At 44.3% G+C, this 23,677-nt stretch carries 11 protein-coding genes and 1 tRNA gene; 9 read left to right on the top strand and 3 right to left on the bottom strand.

What is annotated here, in order from left to right; genetic code table 11:
- Positions 1–2 precede the first annotated feature (2 nt).
- The 4 genes from BLS65_RS12465 (at position 3) to BLS65_RS12450 (ending at position 2,163) form a co-directional block, all read left to right on the top strand.
- A complete protein-coding gene (locus BLS65_RS12465; RefSeq protein WP_092439500.1) occupies positions 3–1,223 on the top strand; it encodes a cysteine desulfurase in 1,221 nt (406 codons plus the stop codon).
- A gap of 15 nt (positions 1,224–1,238) precedes the next feature.
- Positions 1,239–1,664: a SufE family protein gene (locus tag BLS65_RS12460; protein WP_092439499.1), complete on the top strand. Its 426-nt coding sequence runs from the start codon at positions 1,239–1,241 to the stop codon at positions 1,662–1,664.
- A 3-nt stretch (positions 1,665–1,667) separates the two neighbouring features.
- The gene (locus BLS65_RS12455) at positions 1,668–1,988 is read left to right on the top strand and encodes an iron-sulfur cluster assembly protein (RefSeq protein WP_092439497.1); all 321 of its coding nucleotides are present in this window, start codon (positions 1,668–1,670) and stop codon (positions 1,986–1,988) included.
- Positions 1,989–2,091: 103 nt separating this feature from the next.
- Positions 2,092–2,163, top strand: a tRNA-Arg gene (locus BLS65_RS12450).
- 102 nt (positions 2,164–2,265) lie between these two features.
- Here the strand turns inward: BLS65_RS12450 and BLS65_RS12445 are convergent.
- Together BLS65_RS12445 and BLS65_RS12440 are read right to left on the bottom strand one after the other, a co-directional pair.
- Positions 2,266–2,922 carry a response regulator transcription factor gene (locus BLS65_RS12445; RefSeq protein WP_092439495.1) on the bottom strand — a complete coding sequence of 219 codons (657 nt, stop codon included), beginning with the start codon at positions 2,920–2,922 and terminating at the stop codon, positions 2,266–2,268.
- On the bottom strand, positions 2,915–5,128 hold the full coding sequence (locus BLS65_RS12440; protein WP_092439493.1) for a tetratricopeptide repeat protein: 2,214 nt from the start codon (positions 5,126–5,128) through the stop codon (positions 2,915–2,917). The genes BLS65_RS12445 and BLS65_RS12440 overlap by 8 nt, the downstream gene beginning before the upstream one ends.
- 131 nt (positions 5,129–5,259) lie before the next feature.
- Between BLS65_RS12440 and BLS65_RS12435 the strand changes: the two genes are divergently transcribed.
- The 4 genes from BLS65_RS12435 to nadB all read left to right on the top strand — a co-directional run bounded on the left by BLS65_RS12435 (position 5,260) and on the right by nadB (position 21,922).
- Positions 5,260–8,628: a T9SS-dependent choice-of-anchor J family protein gene (locus BLS65_RS12435; RefSeq protein ID WP_092439491.1), complete on the top strand. Its 3,369-nt coding sequence runs from the start codon at positions 5,260–5,262 to the stop codon at positions 8,626–8,628.
- A 78-nt stretch (positions 8,629–8,706) separates the two neighbouring features.
- On the top strand, positions 8,707–13,293 hold the full coding sequence (locus tag BLS65_RS12430) for a clostripain-related cysteine peptidase (protein ID WP_092439489.1): 4,587 nt from the start codon (positions 8,707–8,709) through the stop codon (positions 13,291–13,293).
- Between the two features lie 151 nt (positions 13,294–13,444).
- Positions 13,445–20,047 (top strand): fibronectin type III domain-containing protein, encoded by a 6,603-nt coding sequence (locus BLS65_RS12425; RefSeq protein WP_092439487.1) that lies wholly within the window; start codon positions 13,445–13,447, stop codon positions 20,045–20,047.
- Positions 20,048–20,341: 294 nt separating this feature from the next.
- A complete protein-coding gene (nadB, locus tag BLS65_RS12420) occupies positions 20,342–21,922 on the top strand; it encodes an L-aspartate oxidase (RefSeq protein ID WP_092439485.1) in 1,581 nt (526 codons plus the stop codon).
- Positions 21,923–21,979: 57 nt separating this feature from the next.
- Here the strand turns inward: nadB and BLS65_RS12415 are convergent, their stop codons facing one another.
- Positions 21,980–23,338, bottom strand: coding sequence for a DUF5686 family protein (locus tag BLS65_RS12415; protein ID WP_317039066.1), 1,359 nt, complete (start codon positions 23,336–23,338; stop codon positions 21,980–21,982).
- Positions 23,339–23,503: 165 nt separating this feature from the next.
- Here BLS65_RS12415 and BLS65_RS18920 point away from each other — a divergent pair.
- The coding region (locus tag BLS65_RS18920) for a helix-turn-helix domain-containing protein (RefSeq protein WP_139180958.1) at positions 23,504–23,677 on the top strand (174 nt) is incomplete at its 3' end.

Raw genomic sequence — 23,677 nt, 5'->3', positions numbered from 1 at the left:
CAATGTCACTAGACATAAATAAGGTCCGGGCCGATTTTCCCATTCTGAGTCGAACAATTCATGGTAAGCCACTGGTTTACCTCGACAATGGGGCAACTGCTCAAAAGCCGCTACGCGTGCTCGATGCACTTGACAAAATGCATCGCGAGCTAAATGCAAACATTCACAGGGGTGCCCACTTTTTGAGCGAACAGTCGACCGAAAAGTATGAGGATGCTCGTGAAGTAATTCGTGGCTTCATTAATGCAGAATCGACCCGCGAAATTGTTTTTACAGCAGGAACTACCGCAGCCATTAATCTAGTAGCCTTTAGCTTTGGCGAAAAGTTTGTGAAAGCAGGCGACGAAGTAGTTGTTTCTGAAATGGAGCACCACTCCAACATTGTGCCCTGGCAGCTAATGTGTGAGCGCAAGGGTGCTACCCTCAAGGTTCTTCCCTTTGACGATAATGGTGTGCTTCGGATAGACCTTTTGCCCGACTTGCTAACCGAAAAGGTGCGTATTTTAGCCGTAACCCAAGCGTCAAACTCCCTTGGAACAATCAACCCAATAAAGGAGATTGTTGCACTTGCACACAGCCGAAATATCCCAGTGCTTATTGATGGAGCCCAAGGTATTCACCACATAGGAGTGGACGTTAAAGATATCGATTGTGATTTCTATGCTTTTTCAGGTCACAAAATATATGGACCAACAGGAATTGGCGTGCTTTACGGCAAGGAGAAGTGGCTCGAGCAGTTACCACCATACCAAGGCGGAGGCGACATGATTGCTACAGTTACCTTTGCTAAAACAACTTATGCCGATTTACCACTAAAGTTTGAAGCAGGAACGGCCAACTACATTGGAGCAGTTGGGCTGGCAGAAGCTATTAGATACATGCAATCCATAGGTATTGATGCAATTGCCGAACATGAGGAAGAGTTGCTAAAGTATGCCACTGAGCGTTTACTATCAATTCCAGGCTTAAAAATATATGGCACTGCGCCACACAAGGTAAGTTTAATATCGTTCCTTCTCAATAACATTCACCCTTACGACACTGGAATGATTCTGGATAAGTTGGGAATTGCCGTGCGCACCGGAACTCATTGTACCGAGCCAGTAATGCAGCACTTTGGAATCTCTGGCACTGTTCGGGTATCGTTTGGCTTATACAATACTACTGAAGAAATAGACAGGCTTTATGACGCCCTTTTGAGAGTAAAGCAAATGTTTGAATAGTAAAAGGCATACATGATGACACTGGAAGAAATTCAGGAAGAAATTATTGACGAGTTTAGCGTCTTTGACGAGTGGATGGACCGCTACGGCTATTTAATTGAATTAGGAAAAAGCGTCCCCGCCATTGATGTAAAATTCAAAACCGACCAGTACGTAATAAAAGGCTGTCAGAGTCGAGTGTGGGTTAACGCCGAACTAAAGGATGGAAAGATTTACTTTACAGCCGATAGCGACGCCATCATCACCAAGGGAATAATTGCCCTGCTAATACGCGTACTCTCGGACCGTAGCCCTGAAGAGATTTTGGCTGCCGACCTGCATTTTATCGACAGCATTGGGCTAAAGGAAAATCTCTCGCCAACTAGAGCCAACGGGTTGGTTGCCATGATCAAGCAGATGAAACTTTTTGCACTAGCATATAAATCAAAACTAAACAGCTAAACAATGGAACTGCGCGCTATCCCCGATATTGAAATGGATATTGTTCAGGTGCTCAAAAATACTTTCGACCCTGAAATTCCTGTGAACGTATATGACCTTGGTCTTATTTACGAAATCAACGTAGATGAAAAGCGCAAGGTTGAGGTAATAATGACACTTACAGCACCCAACTGCCCCATGGCAGACCAGATGTTGATGGAGATAAACGAAAAGGTGGGGGCCGTAAACGGCGTTACCGATGTAGTAATGAACCTCACCTTCGACCCACCGTGGGACAAAAGCATGATGAGCGAAGAGGCGATGCTCGAGTTGGGGTTTTTGTAGATGAGTTAATACTGTTAGTTAGTTTTTACAACCAACTATTGATTGGGGGAATAAAATTATTACTTTTGCACACTACTGAAGTTTTTCTTTGGAAAATATAGCCGGCCCCCTAGTTCAATGGATAGAATTTTAGATTCCGGTTCTGAAGATATGGGTTCGAATCCCGTGGGGGTCACAAAAGGAGTAAGCCGAAACGCTTGCTCCTTTTTGCATTATATAGACCAGTATAAAGGTATTCGAGTGCTAATATGGCTAAGAGCAAACCCAACCGTTACAACTAATCATTTTTAAACAACCACTTGTTTTCTAGTGCAAAAGTTAGCAGGTTGTTACTACCCTTTAACTCTAACTTTTGACAGATATTAGTGCGGTGGTTTTCTATCGTTTTTGCACTATTGAAGAGTTGTTCTGCAATTTGCGGGGTAGTTTTTCCTTCCGAAACCAGTAAAAGGACTCGAAGTTCGGTATCAGTAAGCAATTTTATGGCCATTTTGATTTTTCTCACACAGTCCAATCTCTCTTTGTTGGCCGTAAAATATTCAACACAGCATTTACCAATATATTTATCCCCACGAGCAACGGTAGCTAGGCAATCACTTAGCAACTCCAATGCATTCTCTTTGAATAGGAATCCAGCATATGCCACGTCTGTCGCGCTTGCGAATGTGTAAAAATCGGCATGACTGGTAAGGAATACGGTTTTAATGTCCGGGAAATTTTCTTCTATATATCTAGCTACATCCACTCCGTTTTTACCAGGCATGTCAATATCGAGCAAGACAATATCAACACGTTGTTGCTTTAATACAAAAATAGCATCATCCCCACTACTGGCCTCAGTAATTACAATTGAACTGTTGGAAGAGAGCAGCACCTTTACACCAGCCCTTAGCAGTGGATGATCGTCAACGACAAGCAAATCAATTCTAGCCATTGAATCCCGGGCAATTAGTAATACTTAATATAAATGTTGCCCCAGCCCCGTCGGCAGTTATTACCTGAATCCCCCCCCCCATTTGCCTAGCAAACTCTTGGCTGATTTGCAGAGCAAGTCCTGCGCCCTTTTCATTATAAGTGCCTCTGCGCCTGACCTGTTCCGGAGTGAACAACTTCTCGGCCATAGATGAGTCCATTCCAGAACCGTGATCGGAAACCGAAACAGAAAAGCCAGAATCGGTTAATTCTCCTTCAATTGAAATTATACTACTTTCAGGGGAGAACTTTATAGCATTACTAAGTAAGTTACGAACAATAAAATCAACCATGTTCCGATCGCTACGAACATCTATTTGGGAACTGAAGTTTTGCTTAACTACTAATTTTTTCTCTCCAATAAGGTGCTGAAAAAGGGCAAGGTTATCATGGAAGATTTCTGCCAAGTTAAAAAGTGACTCCTGATAATGAATTTGATCGCGCTGCACTTGCGCCCAATTCAGCAGGGTATTTAACAACTCGTTTACCGATCCAAGAGAGTTATCCAGTGTAGTTAAATTGCTTTCGAGCATTACAGAATCACCAGAATCCTTGGCGTTTCGAAGCAGATAAACCAGTGTACGTAAATGATCCAGAGGACTCTTCATATCATGAGCAATAACTCCGAAGAGCATATCTTTAGTTTGGTTGGCCTCCCGGAGTTTTTCTTGCGATTGGGCAAGTTGGTTGTTTATCTGCTGCAGTTCGTTGTTTACTTCGCTGAGCAACTCATTTTGCTCGTTTATCTGCTCGTTTTTTTGGGCCAACTTTTGGCTAGTTCGATACTTCCCAACATACAGCCATACAACGAGGCTAACCAAAAGTGTAATTACACCCACCACCGTAAAAAGCCGTCGCACAGTGGCTTTCGATTTTTCCATGTTGATTTCCTGCAGTCTCTGATCCATCTGCAAAGTTACTATTCGTTGCGCCTGCTTCTCTGTTTCAAATTGAGCTTCCACTTGGGCCACCTTTTGCACCTTTTCGAGGTTGTAAAGGCTATCGCGGATGGAGAGGTGTTGGGCCAGATATTCGAACGCCTTATGGTAGTTTCCCATCGAGCTGTAGATGTTGGAAAACCCGAGGAGCAACTTGCTGTTGATATTTAGGTTTTCGGAGTTCCCTACAAACTTGTTGGCCATCTTTAGCTCTGAAAGCGCCTTGTTTAGTTTACCCTCTTTCTGATATGTCCGGCTTAAGTTTATGTGCGAACCTGCAATAAGCGAAGGGTTCGAAAGCCGGTTGGCCAGCGTAAGGGCTATAGTCTGATAATGGAGTGAAGAGTCAAGCAATCCCTTATACTCATATATTAAACCCAGATTGGTATAATTGCGCTGAGTTTGCAAAATCTGGCCGGTTTCTTGATAATACTTGTTGGAGAGTAAGGTGTATCGGATAGCCTCATCGTATTTTTCCTGAGCGAGGTATGTGGCCCCTATATTGTTGAGGATGGAGGCAACCTTGGAGCGTTCGTTGAGGCCAACGGCCAAACTTTCGGCTTTGTGATAGTATACAATCGATTTTTCGTACTCCTTCATGTTGTAGTACACCATACCGATATTGTTGTAGGTGGAAGAGAGGCCTTTGGTGTTTTTGAGCACCTGATCGTATTTTAGACATTTAAAAAAGTAGTCCAAGGCCTTGTCGTAGTTGCCCAAACCATTGTATAGGTTGCCCACATTGTTCAAGATATCGGCTATTCCCTCCATATCGTTAATACTCTGCCTGATTTTTAGCGATTTGTTGTATGCCTCCATCGACATGGAATCATGTCCCAACTGGTAGTGAACCACACCAATAACGTTGAGAATTTTAGCAACGAGTTTTTGGTTTTTCAGGTTGTTTATAATGGCTATTGACTTGTAGAGCGAATCCAAGGCTGCTTGGTTTTCGCCGAGATAGCGCAGGGAAGTACCAATGTTGAGGTAGGCGGTTGCAGTTTGCTCAAGGTCTTTTCTCCGCTTGGATATAACTAGAGCCTTCGAAGCGTAATTGAAGCTTTCGCGCGGGGAGGTAAAAAGCACTTCGTCCGATAGTCTATTGTAGATAACTGCCTTTTCAAGGCCCGAAGCACCCGTTAACGTGTGTAGCAAGGAATCTTTTCTGCTCTGGGAATGGACCAGAACAGTTACGGATAATAGGGATAGAATCAGAAGTAGAAGTCGCATACTGTCGAGAATTCGTTCGAAATATAGTCATAATTATGAAAAATGAGGGAATGCCCCTATTGTAACCTCCTCATTAGGTTGCTAACATTGCTGCCGTATATAAACCTATTAACCAAAGTAAACATTCAACCATGAGGAACTCTACACGTTTTTTTAGTTTGGTTTTGCTCACTGCTCTTTTCTATCTTCCGTCCGCGGCGCAGTCGTACGTGCAAGTGGGAACCGGCAATGAACAAAGCAGTCAGCCATTCTACACCTCTTGGAAGTATAGCTACACTTCCATTATTTACACCAAAGCCGAACTTGGTGCCGCAAAATCCATAACCGGTTTAGCGTTCAATAACAACTTTACAGATTTGGTTTCGCAAGGCTTTGATTTTGACATGCCAAATCAAAAATTGTGGATCAAACACGTTCCACAAGAAGAGTGGACATTTACTTCGGGACAATCGCCCTACGAAAATCCATCGGTGAATGGTTATACTTTAGTATGGCAAGGAACATACCACTATGGTGCATTGGGCTGGATGCCAATTACTTTTACTACACCGTTCGAATACAATGGTACCGATAATATTGCCTTTCACTGGGAAAACGGAAGTGGAACCTCTGCCTATTCCCTGAAGACAGCAGCAACAGTCGTTGGAAAAAAACAGGTAAAATCGGGTGGTAGCGATGCTTCTATTCCCAATACCAGTGGATACGAGAACTATCCATTTGGCAACAAGGTGAATGCTCGCTTCATTTACGATGCAGGAGACGTTCCTGCTAATCCCGAATTGACTTCCCCTGCCAACAGCAAGATCAAGACGGACCTGAATTCTGCGCTGAAGTTTTCACTGGGCACAAACACGACCTCATACGATCTCTTCTTTGGAACCGATCAAAACGCACTAGTTAAGGTGGTGGATAATGCAGTAGTTACTCAGGTAGGCGAAGTTATTTTTACCCCAGCGACTCTTCTACAAGCTAACACAACCTATTACTGGCAGGTTATTGCCAAAAATGCTACGGCTACTAGCGAGTCGAGCGTTTATTCGTTTAAGACACAGGAGATAATCGCTTTGTTCCCATATCTCCAAGATTTTGAAGCCAACTGGATTTCAAATATCGATCCACTGCATCCCGATACGTTGAATTCAGTTATCAACACCAACTATCCTGACCAAACTCCGTGGTCTTGGGACAACAATTGGAATGCCATTAAGGGAAAAACCATTGCTTACCAAGGGCTTTTCTCTGCCTATATTTCCACCTTTAGCGATGGTAATTACTCGTTGACGTCACCACGCTTTAACCTCCCCGCCAATATGCGGGTTTCCTTCTGGTGGAAAAATGGATACACTGCTCCAACAAGAGTGGGCGCTGCCGATACCACCTACTTTGAGGTTTCCAACGATGGGAAAGCCACCTGGAAAACTTTGCTTAAGCTATGTGGTCCAGCCGATATGAAGGCTTACGATAATGCCGTTGCTGATCTTTCGGAGTTGGCCGGCGAGAATGTATATATGCGCTGGCGGTATCGCAGGTTTGGCGCAACGGCTAAACAGTTCTACCTCGATAATGTGAAGGTTGAAGCAACTCCCAATGGAGCAACCATCGTTATGGATTATGCCGATTTGAACTACCCTTCCATTGTACCTGCCGGTAAGTCAAAACGGAAAGTGATTATTTACAACACTGGCAGCGGCAACTTAGTGGTAACTGGGATAACCACAAATGGTCCATATACCTGCGATTTCAACAAAACAATCGCCTCGAACAAAAAGGATACCGCCACGATCTACTTTACCCCAACTGCGGTGGGAACCTTTAATAGTACGGTTACCTTTAATGTTGGTGGTGCTTCAGGTAATGCTTCCATTCTTTGCCACGGAACAGCCATTGCATCGATGGATAAGTATTTCCAAAACTTTGACGCTGTAAAGGCAATTCCGGCAGGTTGGGTTGCCATCCAATCGTCAAAGGCCAATACCATTGTTCAGAATATCTTTCCTGTAAACTACGTTTCGGATGTGTATTCGGCGCCCAACGCCATGAAGATGGTTCGCATCAACGATTCAGATACGCTTGATCCGGTTATTCTTGTAGGTCCTGGCGTTACTGGTTTTGCCGAAAATAAACTTTCCTTCTACGCCCGCAAGGGTGGCGTGGAATACGGTCTTGAACTCATCGTGGGCGTAATGGACGATCCCAATGATGCCTCCACCTTTATACCTAAGCAAACGGTTACTCTGACCGAAACCTATACCCAATACACTGTAAAGTTTAAGGCAAATAACGCCCAGCCTTACATTGCCTTTAAGTATGGCGAGTATACCCCAAAGAAACCTTTCCCATTTACCTCCTTGCGCATTGAGGATATATCGTGGGAGCCTGATGTTGTGGCACCTCCAGCCGCAGCCCAAATTGGTGCACCAGTTAACGAGGTCGATAGCGTTGACATTATGTCGGGTCTTAAGGTTCGCTGGGCTGCCGGTTCGGCCAACACCAACGGCTTTAAACTCTATATTGGGACTACTGCCGCCAGCTGCAACGAAATTGTAGACGGGCTCGATGTTTCAAAGGATAAGCCTAACTACACGATTACATTTGATAAGTTGGCTTACAATACCAAGTACTTTTGGAAGGTAGTTCCCTACAATGAAAACGGAAACTGTCCCGATCCCCTTACTTGGTCCTTTACCTCAATGGCGAATCCGTTGGTTACTATTTACCCATTTACCGAGGGTTTTGATAAAACACTCAACATAAGCGGTGAATTCGATAAACCACTTGGTTGGAACATTCAAGATGTAAATGGCGACCGATCTACCTGGGATATGGTTTGCTATCCTCCTGCCATGCAAGGATTCACCCACAACGACTCTAAGGGTGCTATTCACGTTGCCTTCCATCCATTTAATGCAAAGGATGAATGGTTGTTCACGCCTCCTATGCAAATGAAAAAGGGATATCAGTACGATCTAGAGTTCTACATTCATACGTTAATGGACTATTCTACAGGTTCGTTCTATAAAGAGGAGATCTCCGTTTGGGCAGGCAGTGGTCGCGCGAATACCGGTATGACGGACAGCTTAACCTATGAAGTTGTTAATGATAACGAATGGAAAAAGGTTGTAACCTCGTTCAAACCAACTCAAGATGGTGTTTACTACCTAGGTTTTCACGCCATCTCGAAGGCGGCTCAGTATGTTATTATCGTGGACGATGTCACCATCGCCGAAAAAAACATAACCGGAGTTGAAAATCCTGAGGCGGATAAAACGTTGAAGGTTTATCCTAACCCGGCAACTGACTACGTGAACTTTGAACTACCCTCATCGATAACCGGTTCGGCTAAGGTAACCGTAATTGATGTTCTGGGAAAAGTGGTTCGCAGGGAAAATGTAGGCGAAAGCCGAGTTGTAAACCTTTCCGGATTAAACAATGGTGCATACTTGCTCAAGGTGGAAGCCGATGGTAAGTCGTTCATCAGAAAAGTATTCGTTAAAAAATAGGCGGTTTATGAAGTCCTCACGTTTAGGTTGCCCTTGTGGAACCTAGCGTGAGGCTTCTTTTAATATAACTCTTTATCGATGAGAAATAAATTGAAGTTTGTAGGTGCCATCTACGGATTGCTGCTTATAAATACCTTCGACAGCAACGCCCAATATTGCAATTCAAAAGCGCAGTTTGGTGAATATGAGTATATCTCGAAGGTAAGTTTGGGAACCATAAGTAACCAATCCACATCCGGACTATACCAAGATTTTACTACCTCCCTCAAGGCTACACTTTATGTAGGAGAGAACTATACCCTTTCCATCACCACCGAGCAGTACTCCACTTCCGACAGGATGGATGTTTACGTGGATTGGAATGCAGACAAGGTATTTACACCCGATGAGAAGTTACCAACTGTATTTACGGGCATTGCAAGCAAGCAGGGAACCGTAAACTATAAGATGGTAATCCCAACCAATGCGGCAAAGGCGGAAACCCGCATGCGCATTGTGCTGTATGATAATGCTAGTGGGTATGCCAGTTATTCAACCGGTTGTGGTAACTTTGAGTATGGCGAGGTTGAAGATTATGCCATCGAAGTAAAGGCCATAGAGACCGCCCCCGAAGTTGATTTTTTCGGCGACGTCACTTCCGTTTTTCTGGAGGGGGTAGTGCGCTTTACCGATAATAGTCGGCTTGCACCAACCCAATGGAAGTGGACATTTACTCCGGCTACTGTTCTATATCAGGAAAGCACGTCCGAATCCTCCCAAAACCCGGTCGTGAAGTTCCTCGAAGCAACGAACTATTCGGCTAGCCTAACTGCCACAAATACTATAGGTAGTGCAACACAAGCCAAGGCGGGATATATTTCCGTTAAGAATTATAGCGCTCCAAAAAATTTAGAGGCAACCACTGAGGGAGCTCACGTTAACCTCACCTGGAATATCCCCAATGTTCCTGCATGGCAATCATACATCAAGGATGTCTCGGAATGTATGTCCATCGTGTATGCCGATACCGATAGAGGCACGCTGTACGACGACAATTACCTTCCCTTTAGCTTCCCCGTAACAATTACGAAGCTGTCATCCTACTTCTATCAGAGCGATCAGTTACTCTGGACCAACAACCAGTTTAAATTCAGAATCTACAAATACTCTGATAACACCTTGCTTTATGAATCCCCTGTTCTTACCGCGCAGCATTTAAAGGAGAAGGAGTTCGAGTTGCCGACCAGCATCACCATCAATGAACCATTCATTGTTGCCATTGCTACAATAGCTCTCGATGGAACTCCATCGAACATAGCAAAAAAGGTAAAACCGGAAGAGTGCCATACTGTTCTTTGGAATAAGGAAACCAGTAAGTGGGAAGCTTTTGCCGATGCCGATAACGGTTATGAGATCTATACCCGAGTATACATTGGCCACGATGCGGCTAAGGTTATTAAGCAAAAGGATTACGCTCCTGTTAAGTTACCTGGCTATTCAGGTGGCATTGATCGTTTTGTTGGACCAGCAAATGTGCAAGGTGCAGTGGCTGCTAATAGCGTTCTCTCTGGATATAAAATTTTCCGCAACGATGTTGAGGTTGGTGCTGTTGCAACTGGCGCTCAAACCAACTTTGTAGAGAATGGTGTTGCCGACGGAAACTACACTTACGCCGTTAAGGCGGTGTACAGTCCAACCGGAATTTCTCCATACTCCAATAGCGTTAGTGTAACCGTGGACAACAGCAACCCTGAGATTCAACTCTCGTATTTGGGCAGCGATATTTCGATCAATGGAAACTTTAACGTTCCCTCAAACGTGGATGTAAACGGTAGCCGCGAGATTGTCTTCACCATTAAGAATGAAGGTCGCGGCAGCCTTACCCTAGGTGAGGTTGTGTTGGACAACGTCATGTATTCCGTTGCGATTCAACCAACCCAAATACTTTTAGGTGGTGCCGAAACAACCTTTACCGTAAAGTTCACCCCTACCGCTGATGGTCCGCAAATCTGCAAGGTATCCATCGCAACAAACGACACCAACGAAAATCCCTTTGTCTACAACATCAAGGGTATTGGTGGACAGGATCGCTGGACCTGGATGCTATACCTATATGAAGACGGCACTGGGCTCGATGGTGATAAGGACTTCAATGAATGGGAGGTTGCTGGCTCGGTTCCAGGTGAGGTAAACTACCTTGTCCTCTACGACTGCAATGACGATTCACGCGACGGTGTCTGGTACGTGAAGAAGGACGCTAACGGCTTTAACAGAACCCTCGTTTCGGAGAAATTAACCAGCCAAATAGATCCTAACATGAGCAGCGAGGAGACCCTCCGCCAGTATATGCTTTGGGTAAAGGACCACTACCCTGCACAGCACTACGGGCTAACCATGTGGGATCACGGTGATGGTATTTTTAAGCGCAACGAAAACCCCGATAAAGGTGTAGATAAGGGTTTTGTGGGGACCATGAAGCCGTGGCAAATGTCCGCCGCGGTAAAGGACTTTACCACCGCAGTAGGAAAGAATGTAGATATAATCGGCTTCGACGTATGCCTACTTGGTCAAATAGAAACGGCCTATCAGTTCAAGGATTTAGCCAACTATGTTATTGCCTCGGAACTCACTGAGCCCGGCGACGGCTGGGACTATACCAATGGATTCCAAATGCTGAGCCAAAATTCCGCCACTCAGGCCGATAGTTTGGCAATGAATATTTGTAAAACATATAAGGAGTCTTATAGCACAGGCGGTTCTAGTTATGCAACCTCCTCAACTCAGGCGGTTTATTCCATGGATCTGCTCAGCAATAAGTTAATACCTGCATTAAACTCATTTGCCGACAGCCTAATTGTGCATACCCCAAATTTCAAGGGTGATATTCGTAGCGCTCGCGACAGGGCATGGGTAGCTCCGCATGCGGGTGGACCTAGCAACCCCGAGCACCACGATTTGGGGCACTTTGCAAAAAATATTATTGCTACAGAAACGCTTCCTACAACGCTTAAGGCTTCTGCGCAAACCATGCTTACGGCTTATGAGGAAACCGTGATTCGTCACGATTACTCTGGTGCTGAGTGTGCCGCAGCAACCGGGATGAAAATTTGGATGCCGGATGGCATTCTCGATGCAGGAACAGCAACCAACTACTACACCAAACCCAGCAAGTTCTTAAAGTTTGGGGAAACGCGCTGGCCAGAGTTTCTAAAGGTTTACCAAAACCCTCCGTCCACATCAAAGCCAACGGCTAAGTTCACCGTTTCGGCTACTGAGACTACGATAGGAAGCCCTGTCTATTTGATGGACAATTCTCTACAGAGCCCAAACAAGTGGACTTGGATTGTTATTCCTTCCGACAGTGTTGAATTTGTGAACAACACCACCTCATCAAGCCAAAATCCGGTAGTTATGTTTAAGGGTGCGGGGTATTACAGTATCGGCCTTACTGCACAGAATTCTATTGGTAGCGACGATACCCTTTCAACTCTCTTGGTAAAGGTAGTTCAACCAGCTGTTGAGGCTCCAGGGAACCTTATAGGGAGCCTTTCGAGCAAGGATGTTAACCTCAACTGGGGAAGCGCTGTAGCGTTTTCCGATGATAGTTTCGATTCCTATTCTCCTTTTTCCTTAAACTTTGGACCTTGGAAACAGGTGGATATCGACAAGGATGTAACCTGGGCTATTACCGGTTACGCCTTTCCTAATAGCAGCTACGTTGGATCCTTTATAACGTTTGACGGAACAAAAACGACACCAGCCATTAACGGGTGGAGTGCGCCTTCGGGGAATCAGGTTATTGCCTGCTTCGATGGTTCTACTAAACCCAACAATGACTGGCTAATTTCGGCAAAGGTAACGGTTAAGGCATCGGATGTGCTTAGTTTTTATGGTTGTTCCATCACCGACCAATATGGACTTGAACGCATGCAGGTTGGCATTTCGACCACCGGACGTGAAACCACCGACTTTACCATGATTACCCCATCACCCTATGCTGAGGTTCCTGCTGTATGGACGATGTTCCAGTATGATCTTTCCGCCTATGTTGGTAAGGATATCTATTTCTGTGTGCGGGTAATTTCCGATAATGCATGGGCCGTTTTCTTCGACAACATGCACGTAGGGGCACCCTCGACCAAAAGCCGTGATCTGAGTCCGTTTAATATTTCCGAGTCGGCTGCACGTCAGCTTAAGGCTTGGAGTGGAGTTCAACAGGCAGAGCGAGCTATGGCCCAAACGGGAACTGTCGTATACCGGAATGGCCAAAAAATTACGGATTTAACCTCTGCAGTAACTACCTATAAGGATCAAAACCTTGCTAACGGTTGGTATACTTACTATATTCAGAATGTGTATGCCGATGGCTTGCTGAAAATGTACTCCTCACCAAGCAATACCGTTCAGGTTGGCGTTGGAGTTACCGGGATAGAGAACAACGTGGTAAAGGGTAAACTTTCCATTTATCCTAATCCCGGAAAGGACCAGTTCAAGGTAAATATCCCCGAAGGTGCCGAAAACGGAACCCTAAAGGTTTACGATCTTACCGGTTCGCTTCGCTACAACCAAAACTTTACCGAGGAGGGTGTTCAGCAACTCTCGTTGCCACAGGTTGCCAACGGTGTATATGTGGTGATTTACGAAGGCGGTAACCATATTTTGGTAACAAAGTTAGTTGTGAACTAGCTAATTAATAACAAATGAGGGATTCCATGTTGCTTTATTTTTTGTGGTTTTAGGGCACAGCCGGAGGTATAAGCAGCCTCCGGCACCCTCATTTTTGTGTAAATGAACACCATCATAGCCTACCATATTCTACTATCTAACCTAGATTACTATGAAAAACAATTTACCAAAAAGGCAGGCGTTATGGCGTCTGATCCCGACACTGCTGGCATTTATGCTGTTCGCAGTAAGCGGGCGAGGACAAACCTACCTGCAAGAATCATTTGATGATGCTACATTCCCGCCGACAGGATGGACACAAACCCAATTAAACCTTACCGGTTTGTGGGCGCAAGTTACTTCCGGTACTAGTCCAACGTGTGCGAACCATAGCGGTGCAGGAATGCTAAAATACAACTGCTACAGCTATTCCAACGGAACTGCTGCTGTCATAATCACACCGAATATTGACCTTTCAGCATCATCCAACGTCTCTGTTGAGTTTTGGATGTATAGAGATGCAGCTTACGCTACAAATGTTGATAATGTAGAGGTGCTAATTAATACCACTGCAAATGTTACTGGAGCAACATCCCTTGGTGTTATTAATAGACCTAAAGCATCCACTCCGATTGAAACGGGTGCCGACGGATGGTATAAATACTCTTTTACCATTCCTGCTTCTTTCAACACAGCAACAAATTATTTGTTTTTCAAGGCAACGGCCAAATATGGCAACAATATTTTTGTTGACGACATAAAAGTCTTTACCCCCACTATCCCAGATGGAGTTCCTACTACATTCTCGACAACCGCAGTTTCAAAAACGGGAATGACCATAAACTGGGTGGATAACTCAACAAATGAGACAGGTTTCACTGTTTATATATCTCCCGATAATGTTACGTTTTCTAAGTTTGGAGCCGATGTAGTTTCAACTTCGAGTGCTACTACGGGTAGCTCATACTTGGTAAACGTTACCGGGCTAACTTATGGACACACTTATTACTTTAAGATAGTAGCATATTCGGGTGGAGAAACAGCTCCATTAACCGGAAATCAGGCAACTCTCGCTGGCGATCCTGCAGATGCTGCGCCTACCGCTCTTACTTTTTCTAGCGTTGGGTTAACTTCGATGACCGTGGGTTGGACGGATAACTCTACCAATGAAACTGCGTTTCGTGTCTATCGTGCTACAGCCTTTGCAGGACCTTATACCAAGATTGGTAGCGATATTGCCAGCACGACTACTGCCGGAGTTGGCACTGCCTATTCTTTACCTACAACCGGATTAGCAAGTAGCACCTCTTACTACTATAGAGTGGTTGCTGTCTTGGAGGGTGAATCGTCCTACCTTACCGGAAATCAAGCAACCAATTCGCCTGTTGCTGCCGATGCAGCACCTACAAGCATAACGTTTACGGGTGTAGGTATATCATATATGACCGTAGGCTGGACCGACAATTCCACTAACGAAACAGCATTCCGCGTTTACCGCGCTACAGATATTGCCGGTCCATATACTCAAGTTGGCACCGATATTTCAACTACCACTTCTGCCGGAATCGGAACTGCCTATAATGCTCTATCCACAGGGTTAACACAGTCGACTACATACTTCTACAAAGTTGTTGCCGTTTGCGACCTTGAATCTGCGGCCTTAACCGGTAGTCAAGCAACTACCGCACCAGTTCCCATGGGCGGAACCTATACTATAGGATTTGCCCCTGCGAACTACCAATCGCTCGGTGCTGCTTTTGCCGACATTACGGGTAATGGCTTGGCTGCTCCTATTAATCTTGTTCTTCAGGCGGATTACGATGCTTATGAGGAGTTGGCTATCCCAATTGTTCCTTCAAAGAATGCCACTGCTACAAATACTATAACCATTTATCCTGCAACATCGGGTATAGCTATAGATTACTCAAGCGGTACCGGCCTTATTAATTTTGACGGTGTAAACTTTGTTACTATTGATGGTCGTGTTGGTGGTGTTGGGTCGACCGTTGATCTTATTCTCAAAAACGGATCAATGGGAAACTACGTTGTTCAGCTGGTTAACGACGCATCAAATAACACTATTAAGTACTGCACCGTTAAAGGTGGTAGCAATACAAATACCATAGGGTTAATAACCTTTGGTGGCACTACCGGCCTCACAGGAAACGACAATAACTTAATTGATCACTGTGATATTAAGCCAGCCGTATTGTACTACACAACAGGTATCTACTCTAACGGCAACTCTACCCTTGGTAAGGAAAATAGCGGAAATACAATTTCAAACTGCACAATTTCAAACTTCTGTAACTTGTCAAGCACAAGTGGAGATAATGGAGTATACCTAGCCGGTGGCAATACCGATTGGACTATTGCGGGTAATAGTTTTTATCAAACTTCTGCCAGAAACTATACTGCTGCGGCTACCCATATTGCCATAAACATTGCAAGTTTTTCAGGCAATAACTTTTTTGTAACCAACAACTTCATTGGCGGAAATAGTGCAAATGTGGGGGGTTCTCCATGGACTATTTCTTACTCGGCTGCTATAGCAAATCGGTTTGTTGGCATAAAGATGGCCGTTGGTTCAACCGTGGCATCGAGCCTGCAAGGCAACACCATTGCTAATATGGCATTGAGTTCCTCCTCTGCGGCAGCAACTGCAGGAGGTGCCTGGTGCGGCATCTATATTACCTCAGGAAAAGTTAACGTTGGTGACAATACCTCGAATACTATAGGAAGCGGTTCCGGCAATGGTTCGGTTATTTCAACCATTACCACCTCCGGCGGTCTCTCCTCTGGTATTTATATAGAGGGGTCCACCACTGCCAATATTACCAACAACGTTATTGGTTCAATTGCCACCGCTGGCTCTACTGCCTCAATTTCTCACTCTTTTACGGGTATAGTCACCACTGGAGGCAACCTCACCATTAGCGGCAACACAATTGGAAGTCTTTCTACTTTAAATAGCATTAATGCCTCCACTGCAGCTACCGGATCAACAGCTCAAATAGTAACCGGCATTAATAATTCAGGTTCAGGAATTGTCTCCATCATGAACAATACCATTGCAAACCTGAATAATGCATATACGCCCTCAACTGCAAGTTCAAAAAATATAGTAAGTGGTATTGTTTCCTCCAATGGAACAACTACTATTTCAGGGAATACCGTTAGGAATTTGACAACTGTTGCGAATGCCACAGGAACATCTGCAACGGCTTCGGTTATTGGGGTTGCAATGACTTCAACCACTACGCCTGCGTTGGTTTCTCAAAACAGTATCTATAACCTCAGCAATAACCATGCTGGGGCAAATGCGGTACTGGTAACCGGAATTTTCTATAATGGTCCAGCCTCAGGAATGGTTGAAAGGAACTTGATCTACGGATTAAATACTACCTCAACCTCTGAAAGTGCTACAATTTCAGGTATTCAAATTAACGGTGGAACAACAACCTTCCAAAACAACATGATAAGTTTGGGGCAAGGTCTAGCTACCGGGTATGCAATTAACGGCATATATGAAAATCTGGGGACAAACAACCTGTATTTCAATAGCATAAATATTGGAGGTACTACCACCACAAGCAACCAGAGAACATTTGCTTTCTATGGTAATCAAACCTACACAACCAGACTCTTTAAGAATAATATATTTGTAAATGCACGTAACACTAGTGCCGGCAGTGGTAAAAACTATGCCGTTAAAGTTGGTGGCTCTGGGGTTAATCCAAGCGGGCTAACCATTGATTACAACATATATCAGGTATCTGGTTCTGCAGGAGTATTAGGTTTCTTTAATAATGCCGATGTTGCGGATCTCACTGCTTGGCAAACCGTTGTAGGGCAAGATGCTCACAGTTTAAATGTAGATCCAAAATTTGTTAACCCAACAGCATCTACACCAGACCTTCATTTGCAGGGTGGAACACCTGCTGATATGGCCGGTATTGATATTCCGGCAATCACCAACGACTTCTTTGGTGATGTTCGGGCTTCGTTAACCCCAACCGATATTGGTGCCGATGCCGGTAACTTCGATAATGTCGTTCCAACCACCACGGTTACACCAATCAACGGAACTACCGATATTAACGTTGGTGATAACATTGTATTTACCTTTAGCAAAAATGTTCGCAAAACCGACAATTCCGCTATCGACGCAAGCGTTATAACCTATGTTAATGTTACCGATGCAAATGCTGTGGTTCCTTTTACTGCGGCATACGATGCTGCATCCAAGACGCTTACCGTTAAACTCTCGCCCGATGGAACTGCTATGCTTGGGTTTAAGAACTATAAGGTTAGCATTGCCGGTGTAGAGGATTTTAACGATAATGCACTTGTAGACACTTATACCTCTTTCACTACCGGAACTGCCGATGCTGTTGCACCTGCATTTACTAGTGCTGTAGTTGAAAATGGTGCTCCAAAAAATATTCAGTTAACCTTCAGCGAAAACATCAAAATGGACAACGCAACTGGCTTTACGGTAATCGTCGCCGGTAGCCCTGCCATCGTTAGCAGCTATGCATTGCTCAATAGTGTTTTAACGCTTACCCTTTCTGAAGCCGTTACTACTCACCAATCTGTTACCGTTGAGTATGCCGGTGGAAATATTAAGGACATTTCCGATAACGTTTTGGCCGATTTTACTGCCCAAATGGTTACCAACAACACCAAGAGCAGCGCAAAGGATTTCTTAACCTTTAGTTTTTTAAAGGCAAATAATGGCACATTGGCCGAAGATGTCGTTGGGGTAGTTGGCGGAAATGCTGTAGACCTCTATGTTCATATGGCAACTTCCCTTACAGCTCTCAAGGCGACCTATACTACCTCTGAACACGTTCAGATGGTTGAGATAGGTGCTTTACTGCAAGTTAGCGATGTTACTATTAACAACTTTACCGCGGCTGTAACTTACAAGATAACTGCAGAGGATAATAGCACTGTGAATTTCACCGTGATGTTCCACTTTATTCACGCTGTTCCCTATGCTCAAACCTTCGACGCGATTACCTTTCCTCCAACAGACTGGATGGTAGTTAATGTCGGAACAGGAAGCACTTGGAATAGGAGTGGTTCAGGACAAGCTGGTGCCGGTTCAATGTACTATTATGCAAATGCTAGCAATGCGGCTAATGCGTGGGCGTATACTCCGGGATTAAACCTTGAGATAGGGAAGAAGTATGTTGTTGAGTTCTGGGAAAAGGCTGCTACGATAAGTTCGAGTGAAAAATTGAAGTTAACGGTAGGTCAACAACCAAATGTTGCGGCTCAAACTACCGAGCTCTGGAAGGATGAGAACTTAACCAATTCAACTTGGGCTAAGATTAAGTCCATCTATACTGCTCCAGTTTCGGGTAACTACCACTTTGGCTTTAACTGCTACTCTGCTGCAAATCAATACAACTTGTATGTGGATGAGGTAAGTGTTCGAGAGATCAACCACATTGCCTTGATATCTGCCATACAAGTTGATGGTGCTGCTTTGACCGGATTCACCGGAACAACGTTCACCTACAGCAAGGTTCTTCCTTTTGGAACAACTGCAGTTCCTTTGATTAGCGAGGTAACACTTGCCGATGTAAATGCAGCTAAGGTTATTACCCAGGCTGTAAACTTAACCGGAACCGAAGCAGATAGAACTGCCACTGTTTTGGTTACCGCAGAGGATGGTACTACAACAAACAAGTATTCTGTTGTATACTCTGTAGCTAAGAACTTCGATGCTAGCCTCACCGACCTTATGGTAAATGGCTCAACGGTATTGGGATTCAACTCAACATTACATACCTATAGCGTAGTGTTGCCTTATGGGGCAACTGTAGTTCCTCAAATTTCGGGCTCAACTCTTTCCGATATTAACGCCGCGAAGGTAACTACTCAAGCTACGAACTTAAACGGAACCCTTTCGGAGAGAACGGCTACTGTGGCTGTTACTGCTGAGGATGGTGTTGCTACCACAACCTATTCTGTGGTGTTCTCCATTGGTGAACCTACCACACACGCCGTAAACTTCTCGGTTGTTGGAGCCCAAGGAACCATTATCGCTATTGTTGATGCTAGCTATATAGCCAACGGTGAATTGGTGGTTGAAGGTAAAGATGTAGCATTTACCGCGACGCCTGCTGACGGTTACCGCGTTAAGGAATGGAATAATGGCTCTGTTGTGGCCGGAAATACTACCACCAACTATACTCTAACTGCCCTTGCTGCCGCCGCAACTATTACCGTTGAGTTTGAGCAAATCCCGGCAACCACATATGCTGTTAACTTCAGCGTTGTTGGTGCTAACGGAACTATTGCTGCAACTGTTGATGGTAGTGCAATTGCCACCGGGGCTTTAATTGTAGCAGGTAAGGGTGTAGTGTTTACGGCAATTCCTGCCACGAACTATAAGGTTAAAGAGTGGGTAAATGGCAACGTTGTGGATGGCAACGTTACTAACGCCTATACCGTTAACGGTCTCTCTTCCGCTGTGACAGTAACCGTTGAGTTTATGTCTACCACTGGAATTGAAGGCAATGAAGAGGTTAACACCTTGGTATATCCCAATCCATTCCAGTCCGAACTTAATCTAAAGAATGCCTCTGAAATATCTCGCGTTGACATTTTAAATATCGGTGGAATGTTAATAAAGAGCATTGATTGCAAAAACAGCAATGAACTTTGTATTTCAACCAACGATTTAAAGGCAGGCGTTTACTTTATTCGTATGGTAGACACTATGGGTAAAGAAATAACAAAGAAAATGATCAAAGAATAGGCTTTTGGTTTAACGTTCAAAGGGGGTTGCTTCTTCATGAGGCAGCCCCTTTTTATTACAAGACTTAACCCATAAAAGCGACTCATTGCAAGACACTTAATTGTATTTCTACATCTATAAATTATATTTATCGCAGAATATTAACTGCTCAGGAATAAGAGTGAACATGATTCGAATCGTTTTCTCTTCACATCAATGAATTCAGTAAACACCAATAATGCAACCAATAACTGATTCCACTTCTCACCATTCGCTTTTTTAAATACTACCTTTGCGGTGTTTAAAATTTCTAGCATGAATCGGAAAACTGATTTTCTTGTGGTGGGTTCGGGAATAGGAGGGCTTAGTTTTGCCCTTAAGGTAGCCGACCACGGAAAGGTAATCCTAATAACTAAAGGTGCGCTTGACAATACCAACACCGCATACGCACAAGGTGGAATTGCTGCAGTAACCTACGCTCCCGACGACGCGGGGAAGCATATTAAAGACACTCTGATTTGCGGAGCTGGCCTCTGCGACGAAGAGGTGGTGCGCATGGTAGTAGAGGAAGCACCTAGCCAAATAAAAGAACTTATCCGTTGGGGAGTAAAGTTCGATAGAAGGCCTGATGGACAATACGATTTAGCAAAAGAGGGAGGACACTCAGAGCACCGCATACTCCATCACAAGGACAATACCGGTGCTGAAATCGAGCGAGCCTTAATTAAGCAGGTAAGAGCACACAAAAACATTGAGATTTTAGAATACTACTTCGCCCTTGAGTTGCTCACGCAGCATCACATTGGCAAATTGGTAAAGAAGAATGATAAAAACATTGAGTGCTACGGGGCATACGTGCTTGACCTCAAAACTCAGAAAGTGTTCACGTTCCTTTCTAAGGTTACCATTCTTGCCACAGGGGGTACAGGAAACATATACAACACTACCACAAACCCACCCGTGGCCACAGGCGATGGTATTGCCATGGTGCATCGAGCAAAGGGTATAATCGAAAACATGGAATTTATTCAGTTCCACCCTACCTCGCTCTACAATCCCGATGAACGGCCATCGTATCTCATCACCGAGGCAATGCGTGGCTTTGGTGCCATCCTGAAAACTCAAGACGCTAAAGAGTTTATGGATCGCTACGACAAGCGTGGCTCACTGGCCCCGCGCGATATTGTAGCCCGCGCAATTGATCACGAATTAAAAATCCGTGGAGAAGATTTTGTCTACCTCGACTGTACCCACAAGGATCCAGAAGAGATAAAATCGCACTTTCCTAACATTTACCAGAAGTGCCTCACCCTTGATATCGACATCACAAAGGACATGATTCCTGTAGTTCCGGCAGCACACTACCTATGTGGAGGAATTAAGGTTGACATAAACGGCCAAACCTCCATCCAACGACTCTACGCAATTGGCGAAACAGCCTCTACCGGTCTCCATGGAGGAAATCGCTTGGCATCCAACTCACTTATTGAGGCAATTGTTTATGCCGATCGTGCTGCTCGTGCTACCGTAAATGAGTATAGTACACTCCGTCTTCAAGAAAGCATCTCCGACTGGGATCATGAAGGCACAACCCACATGGAAGAGCTGGTACTTATCACCCAAAACTACCGCGAGATGCAACAAATCATGAGTAACTACGTCGGAATTGTTAGATCGAATCTCCGTCTTGAGCGTGCCATGAACAGGCTCGAAATTATTTATCGCGAAACCGAAGATCTCTACAAGAAATCGATCCTCACCAAAAATCTTTGCGAATTGAGAAACCTAATTGCAGTAGGCTACTTAATTATTCGCATGGCTAAGAACCTACGGGAAAGTCGCGGGTTGCACTATTCCCTCGACTATCCAGCAGCAAAGACTGGATTCGAATTCTAAGTGAAACGTAAAATATATTAAGAAGGAACTTAGTATTATTTTCGATACCTATCACTACTAGAGATTAATCTCGTTCCGAAATGTGAAGCAAGCCTTCAACCCAATAGTTGTGAATTTTTGCCCTTCGAATCCGGCAAACACTCCAACGCCCCCAAATAGCCCAATTTGGGTCAACCCATACCCCACCTCCCAGTATGGAGCACGTCCCTTTGTATAGAGCCACGATGCGTAAAGATCTTCCTTCCACATACGGTTGCTAAGTAGTGGTAGATACTTAAGGGCCAAGAAAGATGACTCATACTTTATGAAACCAGTTGCCCACGCACTGCTAGCACTATGGCTGTAGTAATCGAGAAGTTGGTAACTATTTGAAAACACACCCACATTAATGGGAATCTCCTGAGTATTAAAATGCTTAAAATCAGCAAAGAATAAATTCTTTTTACTTAGGAAATCACCATAGGTAATGCTATAGGCAAACTCATTGCCAGATACAGATTTGATGGTCTGGGATATTCCACCCTGCAGTTGCACAAACTGAGAAAAACCTTCCTGATCATTTGGCCCAGCCATTTTAATCTTTGTCCAGAATGTGGGGTATTTCGACCGCACCATAATTTTACGCGTATTACGCTTTATATAAAAATACTCGGGGGTATAGCTAAGTCCAAACTCCACAACCGCCGCCTTATGATCACGCAATAACTCTGGAGCAATGCTACTAAATGGCATATTGGAAGTATAGCTTCGCTTACTATTGTCGATAAAGGCAAAATCGGTATTATTCCTCAACTCGCGCCTATCGTAATAGGCACTACCCATACTAAACACCAACCCATTGGCAATATCAATTCTGTTTTTCGCTTCAACAAAGCGATGCTCATAGAGCTTCATATAGTTTTCCCTAAAAAAAAGAGAGGCTACCGAATTGCCTAAAACGTTTATTCCACTTTCTCGATTAAAGTCGGTAGAGATACGGCCCACTGAAACTTCGAGTAATCCCCTACGAATTGGAGCATACCCAAGCGATGTTTCAAAAGTCCCCATTAAGGTTTTTCGCGTAAATGCATAAGCAACGGTAGGTTTAAATTCGAAGTAACCAGCAGCAATAGTCTTTCGATAAGCCACATACAAGCCGGTCACAAAACCATCCACCGTATTAAACCTAAATTCAGTTGGAGTTAAAATCCCAGAGAACTCTATTCGTTCGCTTTTTGTTCTCCATACTTTTCCTGATACGAAACCATTAATTATCCTTGAAATCTTTCCACCGCTATCCACTCTTGCCTTGGAACTATCCGACTTTAATTTGGGGTTGGGTGCAAGAGCCATTCCCTGTATCTCCTCGGCAGTGAGAGCGACAGGACGTATTTGCTGCCAAATGGTACTATCAGCAGTTCGAGCCAAGGAATCAATTTTTATTCTTTCCTAAATTCAAGTAACAAATGCAACTTATAGGATTGATTGGAGAGAAAGGAATTGCATTTTTTCAGAACAGGAAGATGAGAATTACTCACCTTCGCTTCTCCGATGGAAAAAATGTGGTTCTTTACCCCCTAAGTCCTCTAAAAATAAGTTGTAATGGCGCACATCAACCAAGAGCAAAGGTATGTAATTACCCTCATGCTACAGCAAGGCAAGCTACAAAAAGAAATAGCCCTGTTTATCAACCGAAGCCCTTCCGTGATATCCCGGGAGATTCGCAGGAACAGGGATGCCAAAACGGGCATTTACGAGAGCAACGTGGCGCAGCGT

The sequence above is a fragment of the Williamwhitmania taraxaci genome, assembly GCF_900096565.1.
GTDB lineage: Bacteria > Bacteroidota > Bacteroidia > Bacteroidales > Williamwhitmaniaceae > Williamwhitmania > Williamwhitmania taraxaci.
This window is presented reverse-complemented; position numbering and strand designations above follow the sequence as displayed.

What these genes read in the sequence shown, in the direction of transcription:
- BLS65_RS12460 (WP_092439499.1), top strand. Translation starts at nt 1,239, where the DNA reads ATGACACTGGAAGAAATTCAGGAAGAAATTATTGACGAGTTTAGCGTC.
- BLS65_RS12445 (WP_092439495.1), bottom strand. Translation starts at nt 2,922, where the DNA reads ATGGCTAGAATTGATTTGCTTGTCGTTGACGATCATCCACTGCTAAGG.
- BLS65_RS12465 (WP_092439500.1), top strand. Translation starts at nt 3, where the DNA reads ATGTCACTAGACATAAATAAGGTCCGGGCCGATTTTCCCATTCTGAGT.
- BLS65_RS12455 (WP_092439497.1), top strand. Translation starts at nt 1,668, where the DNA reads ATGGAACTGCGCGCTATCCCCGATATTGAAATGGATATTGTTCAGGTG.
- BLS65_RS12435 (WP_092439491.1), top strand. Translation starts at nt 5,260, where the DNA reads ATGAGGAACTCTACACGTTTTTTTAGTTTGGTTTTGCTCACTGCTCTT.
- BLS65_RS12440 (WP_092439493.1), bottom strand. Translation starts at nt 5,128, where the DNA reads ATGCGACTTCTACTTCTGATTCTATCCCTATTATCCGTAACTGTTCTG.
- BLS65_RS12425 (WP_092439487.1), top strand. Translation starts at nt 13,445, where the DNA reads ATGAAAAACAATTTACCAAAAAGGCAGGCGTTATGGCGTCTGATCCCG.
- BLS65_RS12430 (WP_092439489.1), top strand. Translation starts at nt 8,707, where the DNA reads ATGAGAAATAAATTGAAGTTTGTAGGTGCCATCTACGGATTGCTGCTT.
- nadB (WP_092439485.1), top strand. Translation starts at nt 20,342, where the DNA reads ATGAATCGGAAAACTGATTTTCTTGTGGTGGGTTCGGGAATAGGAGGG.